Below are 15,970 nucleotides of genomic sequence, written 5' to 3'. Positions count from 1 at the left end.
ATAGCGGCAATATTCTCAGGTCGGTCGAGGAGGCGTCTCTACAGATGGCTTCGCTGGCCGAGTCCAGAAGTTTCGCGGTGTTTCGGGGTCTTGTCGGTGAATGGTGGAATTCACCGGTCGACTACGCCGCGCAGGTGCAGTACTTCGCCAAACGGTCGATGGCAGAGGCCATCCGGGTAATGATCGGGGTGGGCAACGGGCTGACGGTCGTGACTGCCCTGGCGATTCTGCTGCCCTGGGCCGGCCCAGATCGTCTCGTGTCTCGGGTTGTCGTGGCATCGTTCGCGGTCCTGGTGATGTTCTGGGTGATCCGGTGGTGTTTTCGACCATGGCCGACGTTGCCGGTGTCGCGCGCGTTCGTCATCTCCTGCGACATCGGCATCGCCACGCTGGCGTTGTACGAACCAACGTGGCTCGCGGGCCTGTACGGGTTCAACGCGTTTACGCAACTCTCGGTCTATCTGCTGTTCTTCGACGGACCGAGATTCCTTGCGCTGCATACCCTGTGGATCTTCGCGTCGACGGCCGTGTTTGCCGTGCAGGCGGCCGCCGACGCACACTTTGACGGTTTGGTCTTTGCCGCCAGCATCCTCGCCGTGACGACACCAGTCCTTGCCGCACCCGTGGGGATCCAGTTCGGGATCCGGACGCTGCGCAATGACGCCAACGAGTCGGTCACCGATCCGCTGACCGGTCTACTCAACAGGCGGGGACTGCACCTTCACTTCGCCGAGTTGTTGAGCGACCATCATCCCTCGGGCAGGCACCTCGCCGTGATAATCGCCGACCTCGACCGCTTTAAAAACATCAACGACACCTTTGGCCATCCGATCGGCGATGACGTCTTGATCCGCACCGCTCGGCAGATCGAATCCGCTGTGCGCGGCAGCGCATTAGTGGCCCGCGTCGGGGGAGAAGAATTCGTCGTCATCGAGGTCAGCGATCCCGGCCACGTAGAACAAACTGCTGAACGAGTCAGGTGCGCGGTCGCCGAACCGGCCGATCACGCTCCAGTCACCGCCAGCATCGGCGTCACTCATGTCGAACTCGGCTTCTTCACCGCGCCAGAGGCCGACCCGATGGCCCTCCTCGACGCCGTCCTTAATCGAGCCGACCAAGCGATGCTCGATGCGAAACGCAAGGGCGGCAACATCACCGTCTCCACAACGCCTGTCGATCAAGACATTTGAGTCATCGGCCCGGTACGCGGCACGGTCGCGCGTCGGCGTTGAGCGGCGAAACCGAAGCTGCCATGGCGCTTCGTCGCCGGCGACCGCACCGCTCAAATGCCCCAAGTGGCTGTCGCGCTTTCGAACGGAACTTCGGTCTCCCGCTGTCTCCGGGATGACCGAGTCCAGGTGCCGACGAGCGTGGTTGGCGCGCAACGAATCTGTGCTGTGACCGTTAGGGATCGTTACCGCGATCGTGATTTTCACACCCGTATCTTGGATATACGAGAGAAGGCCGATTCCTTCGACCCACACACCACGCCTATCGGCGTCCGCAAGCCTGGGGGGCTGATATGACCACCGCAATCGCCGCGCACGACCCGGTCGAGAACTGCGCGGCCCAGGGACATGACGATGTCAGTTTGGCGGTCGCAAGACTCAACTCGACTGCCTACAGCGATCTCGTCGAATTGAAGCCGCCCTGGCGACTCACCGAAGAGGAGATCGTCCGCGCGGCGATCGCGGTGATCTTGGTGGCCCTCGTGGCGGTGATCTGCGTCGCGGGCGGCGCGATCGTGACCATGGGTTAGCAGCCGATCCGCCCGACGCATCTGATCAGGACTCGATGAACGCGAGCAGATCTGGGTTGAGAACCTCCGCGTGCGTGGTCAGCATGCCGTGCGGGTAGCCGGCGTAGGCCTTCAACGCGCCGTTCGGGAGTAGGTCGACCGCTCGGGGCACCGAGCTGGTGAAGGGAACGATCTGATCGTCGTCGCCGTGCATCACCAGGACGGGAACGGTGATGGCGCGCAGATCCTCGCTGTAGTCCTGCAGCCAGGAAAGCACCGTCTCATAGTGCGCCTGGGCACTGCCGGACATGCCCTGTCGCCACCAGTTCGCGATAACCGCCTCGGACGGCTCCACCCCTGATCGGTTGAATCCGTAGAACGGACCCTCCGGCACCGCGCGGTAGAACTCCGATCGATTTCCCAAGACACCCGCCCGCACGGCCTCGAACCACTCTTGGGGTTGCCCGCCCGGATTGTCCTCTGTCTGCATCATGTTCGGCGTCGGGGAGGAGACCAGGATCACCTTGGCGACCCGCTCCTGGTGGCGCGCCACATAACGAGCCACCTCAGCGCCGCCGGTGGAGTGCCCAATATGGACGGCCTCGCGCAGGTCGAGCTGCTCGGTCAACGCGGCCAGGTCGGCCACCCAGTGCTCGATGTCATTGCCAGTTCCGACCTGATCAGATCGGCCATGCCCGCGCCGGTCGTGAGCGATCACCCGATAACCGTGGTGCAGGAAGAACATCATCTGCGCGTCCCAGTCGTCGGCCGTCAGCGGCCAGCCATGACTGAAAACGATCGGCTGCCCAGAGCCCCAGTCCTTGTAGAAGATCTCGACACCGTCCGACGTGGTGATGGTAGGCACAGTCGTCCCCTCGCAGTGGCCTGTCGCGGGCGCTCGCCGCGATCGAATGACAGTCAACCGCAAGTCATAAGTTTTTTCCTGCGGACTCTACGGCGGTTAACTGCGCGTCCGATCACTCTTGTTTCGCCTCGTAGCGCAGCAGGACCGTGCCGCCCGGAAAAGTGCGGTTCTCCAACAGTCGCAGCGAGATCCATGACGGCAGTGCCGGGAAGAACGGGGTGCCGCCACCCACGGCGGTGGGTGTGACCACGATCCGGTACTCGTCGACCAGTCCGGCTTGCACGATTGGCGCGGCCAGCGTCGCGCCGCCCACCTCCAGCCTGCCGTCGGTTTCGGCTTTCAGCTTCGTTACCACCTCGACCGGGTCGCCACGTTCCAGGCGGGAGTTCCAGTCGACGGACTCCAAGGTGCGCGAGAACACGACCTTGGGCATGTCGCGCCAGATGTGAGCGAAGTCGACGATCAGGGGCGTGGCGTCCGGGGACTTGTCGGCGGTCGGCCAGTACGCGGACATCAGTTCGTAGAGCCGCCGGCCGTAGAACGACAAGGCGGTCTCCCGCTCGAAGTCGTTCCAGTACTGGTGAAGTTCGTCGCTCGGCTCGGACCAGTCGATTTTGCCGTGCGCATCGGCGATGTACCCGTCCACCGACACGTTGAAGCCATAGATGAGTTTGCCCATACAGATCAGACTGCCCTGGAGGGCAAAACTGATCGCCACTCAACCCGTCCGTCGCGGCACTCGACGGACGTAAGGCTTGGGCGGCACGGGAAACCAGGGGAAGTCGTGATCACATTCCTCCGCGTCGGCGGCCGTGCCTGATGCCGGATGCTTTCAAGGCGCCACCAGCAGAAGCCTGTTTCCTCAGGACATTTCGATTATTGCGCCGGTCAGCGAGCGCCTCGGAACCGCCGCGGAGGCGGACACCTCGGAGCGGACGTGCGGCAGGGTGAGACTGATGACCACGGTCGCGGCGATGAAGGCGAGGGCCAGCCACCAGCCGAGATCGAAGTCGGGCACCGAAGCGGTGGGCCCCAGGGCGGTCACCAGGATGGCCACGCCCAGCGCCGAGGCCACCTGCCGACCGGAATTGACGAGCGCCGAACCCGTGGCAGCGCGTGCCGGCGGCAGGGCGGTCGCGCCGGCGGCCATGAGAGTGCTCAGCGTCAGTCCGACCCCGATTCCGCTGAGCAGCATGCTGGGTAGCAGATCGGTCACGTAATGTGGCGCGGCCCTGGCGAAGACGATTCGCCAAACCAGCGAGGCGGCGAACAGCGCGCTTCCGATCGCGGCCACCGGGCCCGGACCGATGCGGTGGACGAGACGGGCGGACCCGAAGGTGACGACCGGCACCAGGGCCGGACTGGGCGCCATCGCGAGACCGGTGCGCAACACGCTGTAGTGCCAAATATTTTGACACCAAAGCGAGTTCGACAGAAGCATGATGGCGAAGGCGGCGCCGAAGCAGAAGAACGCAAGGTTGGCGATGGCGAAATTTCGGATCTTCAGCAGCGGCAGTTCGAGCAGCGGGTGCGGGTGCCGCGTCGTCCGCCACAGGAACCCCGCCGTTCCCAGCATGGCGAGCGCCGCCAACGCGACCGTGCCTGCCGAGACCCATCCCCAGATGGGTGCCTGCACCAGCGCACCGGTCAGGGCGGCCACCGCGACGATCAATAGGGCGCTGCCGACGAGGTCGGGCAATCGCTCGTCGCGGCGGGCCGGTTCGAACGGCAGCACACGGCGGCCGAGGAGCCACGCCGCAAGCCCGACAGGCAGGTTCACCAGGAATACCCACCGCCAGCTGAAGGTGACCAGGACCCCGCCGAGCACTGGCCCGCAGACCGCGGCCAGCCCGCCGACGGCCGCCCAGCCACGGGCCGCGTTGGTACGACGATGCGGTTCCACCGACGCCATCAGCAAGGCCAGGGATGTCGGCAGTTGCGCGGCGGCGCCGACGGATTGCAGGACGCGGGCGGCCACCAGGATGGCGAGATTGGGCGCAACGGCGCAGGCCAGCGAGGCGACAGTGAACACCGCGACGCCCCAAAGGAAAACCCTTCGCTGTCCGAACCGGTCACCGAGGCGCCCCGCCGGAATCAGCAGTGCGGCCAGCCCGATGGCGTACGCGTTGAGCACCCAGGAGGCGGCGGACAAGGAGTTGCCGAAGCCGCGCCCGATGCCCACCAGGGCGACGTTGACAATCCAAAGGTCCAGGTTCGACATGAACACCGCCGCCACGACCACGGCGGACATGATCCACCGCGCGGCTGCATGGTTTGATTTCCGGACCATCACAGGCAGCAGACTAGCGGCCCCACGGTTTGATATGCAAACCTAGGGCGTATGTCCGTGCGTGCCGCCCAAAACCGAGAACCGTTGCAGACCCCGACGGTCCGGGGCAGGCCCTGCGCGATCGCCGCCGCATTGGAGATCGTCGGGGACCGGTGGTCCCTGCTGATCATTCGGGAGGTCAATCTCGGGCACCACCGCTTCGGCGAGATCGCGCGGAACACCGGCGCCCCACGCGACCGTCTGGCCGCCCGGCTCAAGGAACTCGTCGCCGCTGGTGTCCTCGAGCGCACGACGTACCAAGAGGCGCCGCCTCGCTGCGGCTATTACCTGAGCGAGGCAGGTCGCGACCTGATACCCGTGCTGCAGGTGCTGCGCCAATGGGGTAACCGGTGGGCGGTTGAGCAGCCGCCGATCTCGATGCGTCATCGCGACCACGAGTTGTCGGTCGGTCACACCTGCGACGCCTGTGGGGAGCCGGTCGACTACGCCGAAGTGAGCCGCGTCCGGGTCACCGACGAATGTTGATCCGATGTCCGCGGTGGCCCAGTTCGTCGGCGCCGTGTCGCAGCCTCAGCAAGCGGAAAAACTTGGGCCGCAGGGGAACACGATGAACTCGGTTGGGACAGTGCGGTCCTGACACCGTCGGATGCCGTGGGGGAGAATAAGATGCCAGCCGCAGGAGAAGATCGCACCCTGGCCTATGTCGTCGTGCGCCTTGCCATTGGAGTCAGTCTGCTTGGGCATGGCGTGGTTCGGCTGCCAAAGCTGGGTGCCTTTCACGCTCACTTGATGAGCGAGTTTCAGGCATCGCTGCTGCCTCGGGCGCTGGTCTCCGGGTGCGGCTATGTTTTGCCGTTTGTGGAGTTGCTCAGCGGATTGCTGTTAGTGGCCGGCGCAATGACGCGTATGGCCGCGGTGGCGGGCAGCTGCGTCATGATGATCCTGATCTTCGGCGCGACGTCGATTGAACGTTTCGACCTTATCGCCGATCAGCTCGTTCACACGATCTTTCTCGCTGCGGTCATTGCGTTCCGCGGCGACAACAGATACTCCCTAGACCGGCTGCTATCGCGACGCCGACAGCTCAACACCGGGCCCTCAGGGACTTAGAAGAGCCAGCCATTGATGGTGCACATCGGAGGAGTTCTTCCGTGCAGAGCACAGTGTCATGAACGCGAGTCTGGAGGCAGGCACCGACAAGCGTTACTTGACGTAATGTCGCTTATCGGTACAGCGATCAGCAGGAGACTTCGAGACGGCGCGCCCGTACTGCACGAATAGCCTCGAGCGTCCCATACCCGGCGCTGCTCGCCATCGCCACGACGCCGCAACTTGCACACGGGGTTCTCGGCAGATCGGGCAGAGCCGATGGCCTCAATCGACGAAACGTAATGAGCCCAGCGCTCCGCCAATGCCGGCCGACCCGCCGGTCGGTGACCCGAAAACCCTTCCGTCCCCTTCCCGCCAAATCGCAGCAATACGTCACTGTGACGAAATGGTCAGTGGCGCAGCGCTATTAACGCGCCGCGCTACACGCGCCGAACACCGCCGAGAACGTCGTTGCTACGAAGCCGCTGACTAACCCGGCCATTCGACGACCAAGCTCAACGCCCTCGCATCGACGACATTCGCCGTTCCGCTAGCGGACCGCCCACCACCGTCGTCGGCACGCCGCAGCCCGCCGCCCCACTATCAAGGATTTACCGCTCACCACCATCCCCGCGGCAACCACGCCCGGTCCGCTCAGCCATGGACAATACGTCACTGTGACTAATTGTCTTGTCGCACACGCTCCTTGGTGTGGATGAGCATCTGAAGAATGCCGCGGTTACGAAGCGGCGTACGAAGCCAACTTTTCAGCGATGACGGTGACCGACATGCTCGCATCGGTTGCGACCGCGTTCACGAACTGTTCGGCGTCGTCGATGTCAAAGTCACCCAGTTGGATTCCGTTGATGTACAGGAAAGTCCATGCCGACGCCCACGCGGTGCGCTTGTTGCCATCGGCAAGCGCGTGGTTGCGCGCAAGCGATTGCATCAGCGCGGCCGCCTTGGACAGGTGGTCGGGATACGCGTCAATGCCGAAGACGGTCGCGCGGGGCCTCGCAACGGCCGCGTCGAGAAGGCCGTAATCGCTCACTGTGAGGACCTCTCCGACAGCCGCCGCGCCGGCGGTGAGGACGTCATCGCGGTCGAGAAATTCGGTCACGCCAAACGCTGGTTGAGTTCGGCCGACCTCGCCGCGACGATTTTCGCGGCCTCAGCGACCCGGCGCTTGTGCTCACTGGCCGCCGAAAGAATCGCCTGGTGGGCGAACGCACGGAGAGACAGGTCATCGCCCGCGGCCGCAATTCGGATGGCCTCGAGTTCTTCGTCGGTGAACGAGATATTCAGCGAAGGCATGCGCCTATGGTACTGCATTTGGTACTAAATTTAGTACCGGTGATCGCTGTGTGCGCGTTGCACCTAACCTGACGCCACCACCGAGGCGGAGCTCCACGGCGCCACGCGTTCCGACGAAGCCGTCGTCTCCGGAAGGTCGTCACTGACGTCCCAAGTCGCCGAAAGTCGGCCGACGCCCAGCGCGATCGCGCAGTGCATGCCGAGTTCAACGAGCTGGTCTTCGTTGAAGTGCTCGCGCAGCTCTTCATAAACCGAGTCATCGATGGCGAGATGGTCGGTGGCGAACAGCTCCGCGAAGTGCAGGGCGGATTGCTCGGCGGCCGATAGGTTTTCGGCCTCGGCCGGGCGTTCCAGCGAGCAGACCGCGTCGTGGTCGAGGCCGTCGTCGATGGCGCTCTGGTAACGCACCGCGATGCAGCTTCGGCATTGGTTGAAGAACGCGATGCGCAGCCGCACCAGTTCGAGCAGCCGGGGCGGCAGCGTGCCATTAGTGCGCAGCGCCGCGGTCAGCGAGCCCAGCGCCTCGGCCACCGCGGGCAGGCGACCCATGATGGCGGCGACGCCAAGGTTGATCCGATCCCCTTGACCGAGATCTTGGATCGGCACTGCGGCGAACGCGCCCGAAGGCTGGATTCGTGTCACGTCATCATCTCCCGTTCCGACTCGAGCTGGATTCCTTGGAGTATGGCGGCCTAGCGATCCGGGTGCCACTCCCCTCGCGTGGCTCCTTGGGGCAGCTTGGTCAGTGCCTCAAAGGCCTCCGTGAAAATCGTGGCGATGGCGCGGTCGTCGGCGGTGGCGATTGGATCCTTGTTCAGCAGCACGCGCTGCACGCCAATGCCGAGGAGCAGGGCGGCGACCATGTCGGCGCGAAGTCGGGGTTGGTCGGCCTTGATCCTGCGAGACAGATTGCGGGTCAGGCCGGTCTCGAGCTGTTCGTTAAGGCGCGCGACGACGTCAGGGTCGCCGCTGGAGCGCAGCAGCGCAAACAGGGGGGCGTCGACGTCTCGGCGTGCGCGCAGCACCCGTTCGATCATGGCGCGACCAATCACGTCGTCCGGGGAGCGCCGCACCGCTTCAACATTGTCCGAAATGTCGGTGGCTTCCGTGAAGAGCTGTTCCTTGGAGCCGAAGTATCGACGGATCAGCATCACGTCAACGCCAGCTTGGGCCGCGATCGCCCGCAGCGAGGTCGCCCGATACCCGTTGCGCAAGAACTGTTCACGTGCCGCAGTTAGCAGCCGCGCCCGGGTAGCCGCGGCATTGCGCCGCGGCGGATTCGCGCCGGAACTCACGTCGTCGACAGTGGACTTCATCCCACCTCCATCCGAATTTATCTACAACTGTAGACATGTTCGAGCCGCCGGACTAGACTCGGCTATGTCTACGATTGTAGACATATATCGAGCGTAACCAGGCCGCGCCTGGTTGCTAACCGCTCACAAGACCGCGCCCTGAAAAGCACACATTGTCAGGAGAATCCATCGTGGCCGGAGTAATGCTCGTCAAACAACGAGTCACCAGCGTCGAGCAATGGAACACCGTGTTCCGCGATCCGGAGCTCGACGCCGTGCGCCGCGAGCACGGCCTGGTCGTCACCGGAACCTACGTCGACGCCGACGACGCCAACACCGTCGTCGTGGTCATGGACATGCACGACGTGGACAAGGCACGTCAATTCGCTACGTCACCGGAACTGGCGGCGGCCCGCGAACGGGCCGGCGCGATCGGCGCACCCGATGGCGTCTGGTACGGGGCGCAACAGATCCGGTGAAAGGAGCCGGCTCATGAACGGGCAACACGACCTCGGTGGCATCCAGTCGTTCGGACCACCGAGGCGCGAGCACAACGAGCCGGCATTTCACAACCCATGGGAAGGTCGGGTCGAAGCGATGACGATGATATTACTGATGCGCGGCCTCTTCGGCGGGGGCGGTGCTCTGCGCCACGCGATGGAGAGTCTGCCGCCGCTGCGCTACTTGGTAGACAGCTATTACGAACGCCACCTCGACGGGCTGGAATCGCTGTTGGTGGACCGCATGCTCTTAAGTGCGGAGGAGATCCGTGTTCGCGCCGCACGGCTTGCCGCCGATGCTAGTGCGCCGCCACAACGCGAGCACATCCCAGTAGCCGACGTGCTGGAAGCCACGATGACCGGTGGTGGCGCACCGACCAACCGCCGCGACATTGACCGCACGCCGCGGTTTGCGTTGGGCGACGCGGTAATTGCCATCAACATGCACCCGCGGGGTCACACCCGGCTGCCTCGCTACGTCCGTGGCCGTCCCGGCACGATTGTGCGCGTTCACCCGGCGGCCGTCTTTCCCGACACCGACGCTCGCGGTCAAGGAGAGCACCCTCAACACGTCTACACCGTGCGCTTCGACAGCCACGACCTGTGGGGAGCCACAGCCGAGCAAAACGAAGAGATATACGTCGGGCTATGGGAAGCGTATTTGGAGGCGGCATGAGCGACCACCATGATTCCCGGCGACCGGATCCGGCCTTACGGGCAGAGACGATCGAATCCCTGCTGCTTGAAAAGGGATTGGTTCCACCGGGGGCAATTGACGCGGTCGCCGACATGCTCGAACACGACATCGGCCCCCTCAATGGCGCGCGAGTCGTCGCTCGCGCCTGGAGCGACCCGGACTACAAAGACCTACTGCTACGGGACGGCAATGCCGCGATTGAAGCAGCCGGCCTCAAGCTGGGCACCGAACTGATCGTGGTTGAAAACACCGATCGGGTCCACAACGTCATAGTGTGCACACTGTGTTCCTGCTATCCGTGGACCATACTTGGCCTCCCGCCCGACTGGTACAGGTCCCCGGAGTACCGGTCCCGCGTCGTAATCGAACCGCGCGCGGTGCTCGCCGAATTTGGCCTGCACCTGAGAGATTCGACTCAGATCCGCGTATGGGACTCCAACGCCGAAACCCGCTACTTGGTACTGCCACAGCGACCACCGAACACCAGGGGATGGAGCATGGAGGCGCTGACGCGACTTGTTAGCCGCGACGCCATGGTCGGCGTCGCGGTCGTGTCGGCGCCCGCCTAAGCGTCGAAGGGTTCCCCGTCGAAGCGCTCGCGGGTGGCGAACTCGGAGACCGGCCGTCGTCGCAGCTTCGTCACCCGGCGCACCGGTTTACCCAGCGGCACCACCGCGGCAATCGCGTACGAGTCGGGCATGCCGAGAAGCTCTTTGACGCGCGGCTCCTCGGCGACGGCAATTGTGGTCAGCACGCCGCCGTAGCCCTCGTTGCGCGCGGCCAGCAGCACGTTCCACACGAACGGGTAGACCGAGGCTCCGGGCACCACGCCGATGCGATCGAGGTTCTGATCGGTGGCCGCGACGACCGAGAGATCCAGACAAATAACGAGCACCACCGGAGCGTCGCGGATCGGGGCCGACATCTGCGCGGGCGGCTCGGTCGCCTCGATGGTCGACGGGTCGACGCCCGTCGGTTGCAAGGGATTCCACGGCGTCTCACCGTTGGCGAGTTGTGCGGCGTACCGCCGTGCGGCGGGAAGTCCGAGCTCGGCCAGCGCAGCCCGGGTGTCCTTGTCTCGCACCACGATGACGCGCACGCCCTGCCGATTGCCGCCGGACGGCGCGAAGCGGGCATTGTCGAGAATCCGTTCGAGCACCTTGTCGGGAAGCGGGTCGTCGGTGTATTCGCGGACCGCGGGCGTCGACCGCATGACGTCGTAGAGCTCCATACAAGCCATCGTGCCGCATGGGGTCAGGCGGCGTCGTGGAAGATCAACCCGAGCGTGCACCGGTGACCGGTGCGGACCACCGAGACCCCGTGCCGCACGGGCGCGGCAGACCATGCCCGCGTCGAGCGGACCGGCCGTTCCCTGGTGGTGAAGATGTAGCCGTGCCCGTGCGGCAGCGTGGTGGCGGTTCCACGCGATTGCGCCCGGGGTCGCTGCTCGACGAGCAGGAATTCGCCGCCGCTGTGCGTCACGCCCGGCTCGGTAAGGTTGATGACGGCCTGAAGCGGAAAGACGAGGTCCCCGTACAGGTCTCGGTGCAGCGCGTTCCAATCGCCCGGCCCGTATTTGAGCAACAACGCGGTGGGTTTGGTTTGGCCGGCGCGATGGCACATGTCGAGCCACTCGTCGAGTGTGTCGGGCCAGGGCGGGTCGCGTCGCAGCTTCGTCCACCAGTCGCGCGCGATCGGCAACAACCGGGGATAGAGCGCCTGCTTCAGCTCGTCGATGGGGTGCGGGTAGGGCCGCTTGAAATAGCGGTACTCGCCTTGCCCATAACGGTGGCGCCCCATGTCGACGGTGGCGCGGAATCGACTGTCGTCGGGATAGAGATCGAGCACGGCTGCGCATTCCCTTGGGGTCAGCAGCTGCGGAAGCAGCGCGCCGCCAAGCTCATTCATGTCGGCGGTGACCGCGTCCCAGTCCGCGGCGTTCACCCTCCGATCCCATTTCGACGGCATCAGAACAATCTGCCGGCCGCCGCGGGCACCGGCGCCTCTAGATCTAGCAGGAATCGTTTTCGCTTCAGGCCGCCAGCGTAACCGGTGAGGGCGCCGTTCTTGCCGACGACGCGGTGGCACGGGACGACGATGCTCAACGGGTTGCGTCCCACCGCCTGACCAACTTCGTACGCGGTGTAGCCGTCAGTCAGCGTCGCGGCCAGCTCGCCATAGGTGGTGGTCTCGCCGTAGCCGATGCCGGGCAACAAGTCCCAGACTCTTCTCTGACGGGCATCGCCATTCAGGGCGCAGGGGACTTCGAACCGAGTCCGTTCTCCGGCGAAGTATTCTCCCAGCTGATCGGCGGCGCGCCGGAAGAGTTCGTCGACGACCGGTGGCACCGACCGACCGAGAGCGTCGGCAGCGGGTGGGTGCCAATGATGCCGGAAGTACACACCGGTGAGGGCGTCGCCGTCCGCGGCCAGTGTCAGCTCCCCGAGGGGGCTATCGATCACCGTGTGTCGGGTGTGCATCGTTCAACCTCCTTTCCTGGTAGACGACGGGCGGCTGGAATACGTGAGACCGCATCTCGGTGTCTCACATCTGGGGCCGGCCCCGCGTCTTCACAATGAGAGTGCGGATTGTCACGGAGGAAATGGCATCGGGATGAATGTCGATCGGCACGTCAAGCCACCTTTCGAGGCTGTCGTGGCTCGACACGGCGCCACGGTGTGGCGGGTCGTCCGCGCGGTGATCGGGCACGTCGACGCCGATGACGCCTGGTCGGACACGTTCTTGGCCGCCTTGAAGGCCTACCCGCAGCTGCCCGCCGACGCCAACGTCGAAGCGTGGCTGGTGACCATCGCACACCGTAAAGCCATTGACATCGCGCGCGGTGCCGCGCGACGGGCCGCCCCCGTCGCCGATCCGCCCGACTCCCCCGCCGCCGAGCGGGCCGACGCGCACGATCTCGACCTGGACGCCGCGGTGAGCGCGCTGCCACCCAAACAGCGCCAGGCCGTCGCGTACCACTATCTGGCCGGCCTGCCCTACGCCGAGATCGCGGTGATCCTCGACAGCAGCGTCGACGCTGCTCGCCGGGCCGCCGCCGACGGTATCGCCACCCTCCGCCGCACCTATCCCCGCATCGATACGACAAGGAATCATGAATGACCGCAATGGATCTCACCCAGCACTATCCGGTCGATCGCGATCGGCTCCGGCGCCTGCACGCACGCCTGGAAAGGGACGCCCAGGCCGGCGATCTGCTCGACATCGCCTATCGCACAGTGGACTCCGACGTCGGACCGCTACTGTTGGCGGCCACCCCCCAGGGGCTGTTGCGGGTGGCGTTCGCCAACGAAGACCGCGACAGCGTGCTGCAGAACCTCGCGGAGCGCATCAGTCCGCGCGTGCTCGAATCGCGCCCACGGCTGGACCCTTTCGCGCAACAACTCGACGAATACTTCACCGGCCGCCGCCACAAGTTTGACGTCGCGCTGGACTGGTCGCTTTCACAAGGTTTTCGGCGCACGGTGCTGGAACACCTCAACGCCGACGTCGCCTACGGCAACACCGCGAGTTACGCCACCTTGGCCCGACTGTCCGGTTCCCCCAAGGCCGTCCGCGCCGTCGGCACGGCGTGCGCGACGAACCCGATCCCTATCTTCGTGCCGTGTCATCGGGTGATCCGGTCCGACGGAGCCGTGGGCGCCTACCGCGGCGGCCCGACCGCCAAGCGCGTCCTGCTCGACCTGGAACGGAACCAAGCCTAGCCGCGAAAGTGCAACTGCCGGCACGTTTCTCGAGTGGACGCGTCCGTAGTTGCACTTTCGCGACCAATCAAAGCGGCGACCAGTGCACCACCTTCGTGGTGGTCATCTCGTCGAGCAGCTCCGGACCGAAGCCGAAGCCGGTGCCGCTGGCCCGGCGCGGCTCGGACGCTCCTCCGGGGGCTCCCCCGAATACGTTGTTGATCTTTACGGTGCCGACCGGGAGGCTGCGCCACGCCTCCTGCGCGTGCGCCATGTCTCCGGTCAGCACCGTGGCGGCGAGGCCGAAGCGGTCGTCGGCGGCCTCGGCCAAGGCCGCGGCGAAGTCGGGCACCATGCGCACCGGCGCGATCGGACCAAACGTCTCCTCGCGCAGCACCAGCATGTCCGGCGCGCAGTCCGTCAGCACGGTCGGCGGATAGAACGAACCCGGTCCCGGACGCGGTTCGCCGCCCGCCAGGACGTGGGCGCCGCGTCGCACCGCGTCCTCGACGTGGGCGTGCACGTGCTCGCGGTGGCCCTGGTCCACTAACGGCCCGATCCTTTCGGCCCACGCCAAGGCCTCGTCGACCAACGCATCGACGAACTCGTCGGCGATCGGCTGGACCACATACACGCGCTCGACCGACACACAGATCTGACCCGCGTTGGCGAAGGCGCCAAGTGCCGCCTGGCCAGCCGCCCAGCGGGGATCGACGTCCGCGTCGACGATTAGGGCGTCGTTTCCGCCGTTCTCCAGCAGCGCCTTGGCGCCGCGTTCCACGCAGGCCCGGGCGATCTCCCGGCCGGTCGCGCTGCTGCCGACGTGCGCGACCACGTCGACGCGCTCCGACTCGGCCAACCGCGCACCGACCGTGCCGTCGCCGTCGACGATTTCGAGCACGCCCTCGGGCAGACGCGCGGCCAGCAGCTCGGCGAACCGCCGACCGGTCCCCGGGCAGCGCTCACTGGGCTTGTGGACCACGGTGTTTCCGGTGACGAGCGCCGCGCCGAGCAGTCCGGCGGCCACCGCGACGGGGTCGTTCCAGGGCGTGAGCACCGCGACGACACCGCGCGGCTGCGGGATCATCAGATCGGTTGCCGACCAATCGCCCTGCAGGCTGCGCCCGCGATGCAACGGGCCGAGTTGGGCGTACTGCAACAGGGTGCCCACCCCGGCCTCCACGCCACCGCGAGCGTCGTCGCCCAGTTTCCCCGTTTCCCGCTCGTTCAGTTCGGCGAGTTCGTCGGCGGCACCGCGGACGTCGGCCGCGGCCGCCGCGATGGCCTCGGCCCGGTCGGCGGGCGCCGTGCGCGCCCAGCCGGCGGCGGCATCCGCGGCGCGCCGCACCGCATCGTCACAGTCCGACGGCTCGGTGACGGGCACCTGCGTCACTTGGTCGCCGGTGCGGGGATCCAGGACGTTGATGACCTTGGTCATGGTCGAAGCCACGACCCCGTTTACCCTCTCGGTGCGCGGGCCAATCAGTTCATGACCACGTCTTGTATGGTCGGCGCACTGGAGCGGAGGGCACGGGATGGCAAAAACCCACGCCGGCAAGGCCTTCACGTCGCGGCATGTGTTGGATCCCGGCCTGCGCAAGGCGGCCCACTTCTTGCCCCGCGGATACGCCCTGCAGCGCGGCTACCGGGTGCAACGCGCGCTGATGAACCTGATGGGCAACGCGGGCCGGCTGCGAAATGTCCCGGTGGCCACCGTCAACGAGCACGTCACGGTTCGCCTGCACCGTCCCGTCGGCCTTCCCCATCCGGCGCCGGCGATGCTGTGGATCCACGGTGGCGGCACGATCATGGGACATGCCGCGCAGGACGACAAGTTTCTACGCAGGCTGTCACACCTCACCGGTGTCGCGGTGGCCGCGGTGGAACACCGGCTGGCGCCGGAGCACCCTTATCCGATCCCGGTCGAGGACTGCTACGCGGCGTTGCGGTGGTTGGCGCGCCAACCGTGGGCCGACTCGGACCGCGTCGCCGTCGGCGGGGCCAGTGCCGGTGGGCATTTCGCGGCCGCGGTTGCACAGCGGGCGCACGATCGCGGCGACGTCAACCTCGCGTTCCAGATGCTGGTCTACCCGATGCTCGACGACCGCACCGGCGCCGGGCACGACGGCCACAAGCGGCTGATGTGGACCGAAACCGACAATCAGCTGGCGTGGCGGTGGTACCTCAATGGCGCGGATCCTCGCGAGGCGGCGCCGGCCCGTCGAGAAGACCTCTCGGGCCTGCCGCCGGCCTGGATCGGCGTCGGGACGCTGGACCTGTTCTACGAGGAGTGCTTGGACTACGGGCGGCGCCTGCGGCAGGCCGGGGTGCCCGTCCACGAAGAGATCGTCCCGGGCGCGTTTCACGCGTTCGATCAGATCGCGGACAAGGCGCCGATTTCGGTGAAGTTCTTCGCCAGTCAGTGCGCTCACCTGCGCGCGGCCCTCGCTCCGCACGGCTAGTTGACTGCAAAGTTTGCGT

21 protein-coding genes are annotated in these 15,970 nt (G+C 65.8%); 10 read left to right on the top strand and 11 right to left on the bottom strand.

Annotated features, from left to right (window positions below):
• Positions 1 to 44: 44 nt before the first annotated feature.
• Positions 45 to 1,190, top strand: coding sequence for a diguanylate cyclase (locus A5712_RS14085; protein WP_068105970.1), 1,146 nt, complete (start codon positions 45 to 47; stop codon positions 1,188 to 1,190).
• Between the two features lie 332 nt (positions 1,191 to 1,522).
• Complete coding sequence (locus A5712_RS14080; RefSeq protein WP_068105967.1) at positions 1,523 to 1,759, top strand: hypothetical protein; 237 nt, start codon at positions 1,523 to 1,525, stop codon at positions 1,757 to 1,759.
• Between the two features lie 25 nt (positions 1,760 to 1,784).
• Here A5712_RS14080 and A5712_RS14075 read toward each other — a convergent pair whose 3' ends face one another.
• From A5712_RS14075 to A5712_RS14065, 3 genes are all read right to left on the bottom strand, one after another.
• Positions 1,785 to 2,603 carry an alpha/beta fold hydrolase gene (locus A5712_RS14075; protein ID WP_068105964.1) on the bottom strand — a complete coding sequence of 273 codons (819 nt, stop codon included), beginning with the start codon at positions 2,601 to 2,603 and terminating at the stop codon, positions 1,785 to 1,787.
• Positions 2,604 to 2,715: 112 nt separating this feature from the next.
• On the bottom strand, positions 2,716 to 3,282 hold the full coding sequence (locus A5712_RS14070; RefSeq protein WP_068105961.1) for a dihydrofolate reductase family protein: 567 nt from the start codon (positions 3,280 to 3,282) through the stop codon (positions 2,716 to 2,718).
• A gap of 183 nt (positions 3,283 to 3,465) precedes the next feature.
• Positions 3,466 to 4,854, bottom strand: a complete 1,389-nt coding sequence (locus tag A5712_RS14065) for a DHA2 family efflux MFS transporter permease subunit (protein WP_068105959.1) — start codon at positions 4,852 to 4,854, stop codon at positions 3,466 to 3,468.
• 90 nt (positions 4,855 to 4,944) lie between these two features.
• Here A5712_RS14065 and A5712_RS14060 point away from each other — a divergent pair, with 90 nt between their 5' ends.
• Positions 4,945 to 5,418 carry a helix-turn-helix domain-containing protein gene (locus A5712_RS14060; protein WP_068105957.1) on the top strand — a complete coding sequence of 158 codons (474 nt, stop codon included), beginning with the start codon at positions 4,945 to 4,947 and terminating at the stop codon, positions 5,416 to 5,418.
• A gap of 141 nt (positions 5,419 to 5,559) precedes the next feature.
• The gene (locus tag A5712_RS14055) at positions 5,560 to 6,003 is read left to right on the top strand and encodes a DoxX family protein (protein WP_068106184.1); all 444 of its coding nucleotides are present in this window, start codon (positions 5,560 to 5,562) and stop codon (positions 6,001 to 6,003) included.
• A 718-nt stretch (positions 6,004 to 6,721) separates the two neighbouring features.
• On the opposite strand, the gene A5712_RS14050 is transcribed toward A5712_RS14055, so the two are convergent.
• The 4 genes from A5712_RS14050 to A5712_RS14035 form a co-directional block, all read right to left on the bottom strand.
• Positions 6,722 to 7,102: a type II toxin-antitoxin system death-on-curing family toxin gene (locus A5712_RS14050; protein WP_068105952.1), complete on the bottom strand. Its 381-nt coding sequence runs from the start codon at positions 7,100 to 7,102 to the stop codon at positions 6,722 to 6,724.
• Positions 7,099 to 7,296, bottom strand: coding sequence for an antitoxin Phd (locus tag A5712_RS14045; protein ID WP_068106182.1), 198 nt, complete (start codon positions 7,294 to 7,296; stop codon positions 7,099 to 7,101). The genes A5712_RS14050 and A5712_RS14045 overlap by 4 nt, the downstream gene beginning before the upstream one ends.
• A gap of 63 nt (positions 7,297 to 7,359) precedes the next feature.
• Entirely contained in the window at positions 7,360 to 7,938 is a 579-nt protein-coding gene (locus A5712_RS14040; protein WP_068105949.1) for a carboxymuconolactone decarboxylase family protein, read from the bottom strand.
• A 50-nt stretch (positions 7,939 to 7,988) separates the two neighbouring features.
• Positions 7,989 to 8,612, bottom strand: coding sequence for a TetR/AcrR family transcriptional regulator (locus tag A5712_RS14035; protein WP_068105946.1), 624 nt, complete (start codon positions 8,610 to 8,612; stop codon positions 7,989 to 7,991).
• Between the two features lie 170 nt (positions 8,613 to 8,782).
• Between A5712_RS14035 and A5712_RS14030 the strand changes: the two genes are divergently transcribed.
• From A5712_RS14030 to nthA, 3 genes are read left to right on the top strand one after another with little or no spacing between them, the layout of a single operon-like run.
• Complete coding sequence (locus tag A5712_RS14030; RefSeq protein ID WP_231982121.1) at positions 8,783 to 9,070, top strand: hypothetical protein; 288 nt, start codon at positions 8,783 to 8,785, stop codon at positions 9,068 to 9,070.
• 13 nt (positions 9,071 to 9,083) lie between these two features.
• Positions 9,084 to 9,767 carry a nitrile hydratase subunit beta gene (nthB, locus tag A5712_RS14025; protein ID WP_068105941.1) on the top strand — a complete coding sequence of 228 codons (684 nt, stop codon included), beginning with the start codon at positions 9,084 to 9,086 and terminating at the stop codon, positions 9,765 to 9,767.
• Entirely contained in the window at positions 9,764 to 10,357 is a 594-nt protein-coding gene (gene nthA / locus A5712_RS14020) for a nitrile hydratase subunit alpha (RefSeq protein ID WP_068105939.1), read from the top strand. Before nthB ends, nthA begins: the two co-directional genes overlap by 4 nt.
• Here nthA and A5712_RS14015 read toward each other — a convergent pair.
• From A5712_RS14015 to A5712_RS14005, 3 genes are read right to left on the bottom strand one after another with little or no spacing between them, the layout of a single operon-like run.
• The gene (locus A5712_RS14015) at positions 10,354 to 11,019 is read right to left on the bottom strand and encodes a nitroreductase family protein (protein ID WP_068105936.1); all 666 of its coding nucleotides are present in this window, start codon (positions 11,017 to 11,019) and stop codon (positions 10,354 to 10,356) included. The genes nthA and A5712_RS14015 overlap by 4 nt on opposite strands.
• A 23-nt stretch (positions 11,020 to 11,042) precedes the next feature.
• Complete coding sequence (locus tag A5712_RS14010) at positions 11,043 to 11,756, bottom strand: 2OG-Fe(II) oxygenase (protein ID WP_068105933.1); 714 nt, start codon at positions 11,754 to 11,756, stop codon at positions 11,043 to 11,045.
• On the bottom strand, positions 11,756 to 12,268 hold the full coding sequence (locus tag A5712_RS14005) for a methylated-DNA--[protein]-cysteine S-methyltransferase (protein WP_068105930.1): 513 nt from the start codon (positions 12,266 to 12,268) through the stop codon (positions 11,756 to 11,758). The genes A5712_RS14010 and A5712_RS14005 overlap by 1 nt, the downstream gene beginning before the upstream one ends.
• Before the next feature lie 133 nt (positions 12,269 to 12,401).
• Here A5712_RS14005 and A5712_RS14000 point away from each other — a divergent pair, with 133 nt between their 5' ends.
• Both A5712_RS14000 and A5712_RS13995 read left to right on the top strand, forming a co-directional pair.
• Positions 12,402 to 12,908 (top strand): RNA polymerase sigma factor, encoded by a 507-nt coding sequence (locus A5712_RS14000; protein ID WP_068105927.1) that lies wholly within the window; start codon positions 12,402 to 12,404, stop codon positions 12,906 to 12,908.
• Positions 12,905 to 13,510 (top strand): methylated-DNA--[protein]-cysteine S-methyltransferase, encoded by a 606-nt coding sequence (locus tag A5712_RS13995; protein WP_068105925.1) that lies wholly within the window; start codon positions 12,905 to 12,907, stop codon positions 13,508 to 13,510. Before A5712_RS14000 ends, A5712_RS13995 begins: the two co-directional genes overlap by 4 nt.
• Positions 13,511 to 13,577: 67 nt before the next feature.
• Here A5712_RS13995 and A5712_RS13990 read toward each other — a convergent pair whose 3' ends face one another.
• Positions 13,578 to 14,927 carry an aldehyde dehydrogenase gene (locus A5712_RS13990; protein ID WP_197519386.1) on the bottom strand — a complete coding sequence of 450 codons (1,350 nt, stop codon included), beginning with the start codon at positions 14,925 to 14,927 and terminating at the stop codon, positions 13,578 to 13,580.
• Positions 14,928 to 15,024: 97 nt separating this feature from the next.
• Between A5712_RS13990 and A5712_RS13985 the strand changes: the two genes are divergently transcribed.
• Positions 15,025 to 15,951 (top strand): alpha/beta hydrolase, encoded by a 927-nt coding sequence (locus A5712_RS13985; RefSeq protein WP_068105921.1) that lies wholly within the window; start codon positions 15,025 to 15,027, stop codon positions 15,949 to 15,951.
• Positions 15,952 to 15,970: the final 19 nt, after the last annotated feature.

The sequence above is a fragment of the Mycobacterium sp. E2327 genome (assembly GCF_001672675.1).
Classification (GTDB): Bacteria; Actinomycetota; Actinomycetes; order Mycobacteriales; family Mycobacteriaceae; genus Mycobacterium.
Note: the sequence above shows the minus strand (reverse complement) of the source record. Positions and strands in the feature narration are given on the sequence as shown.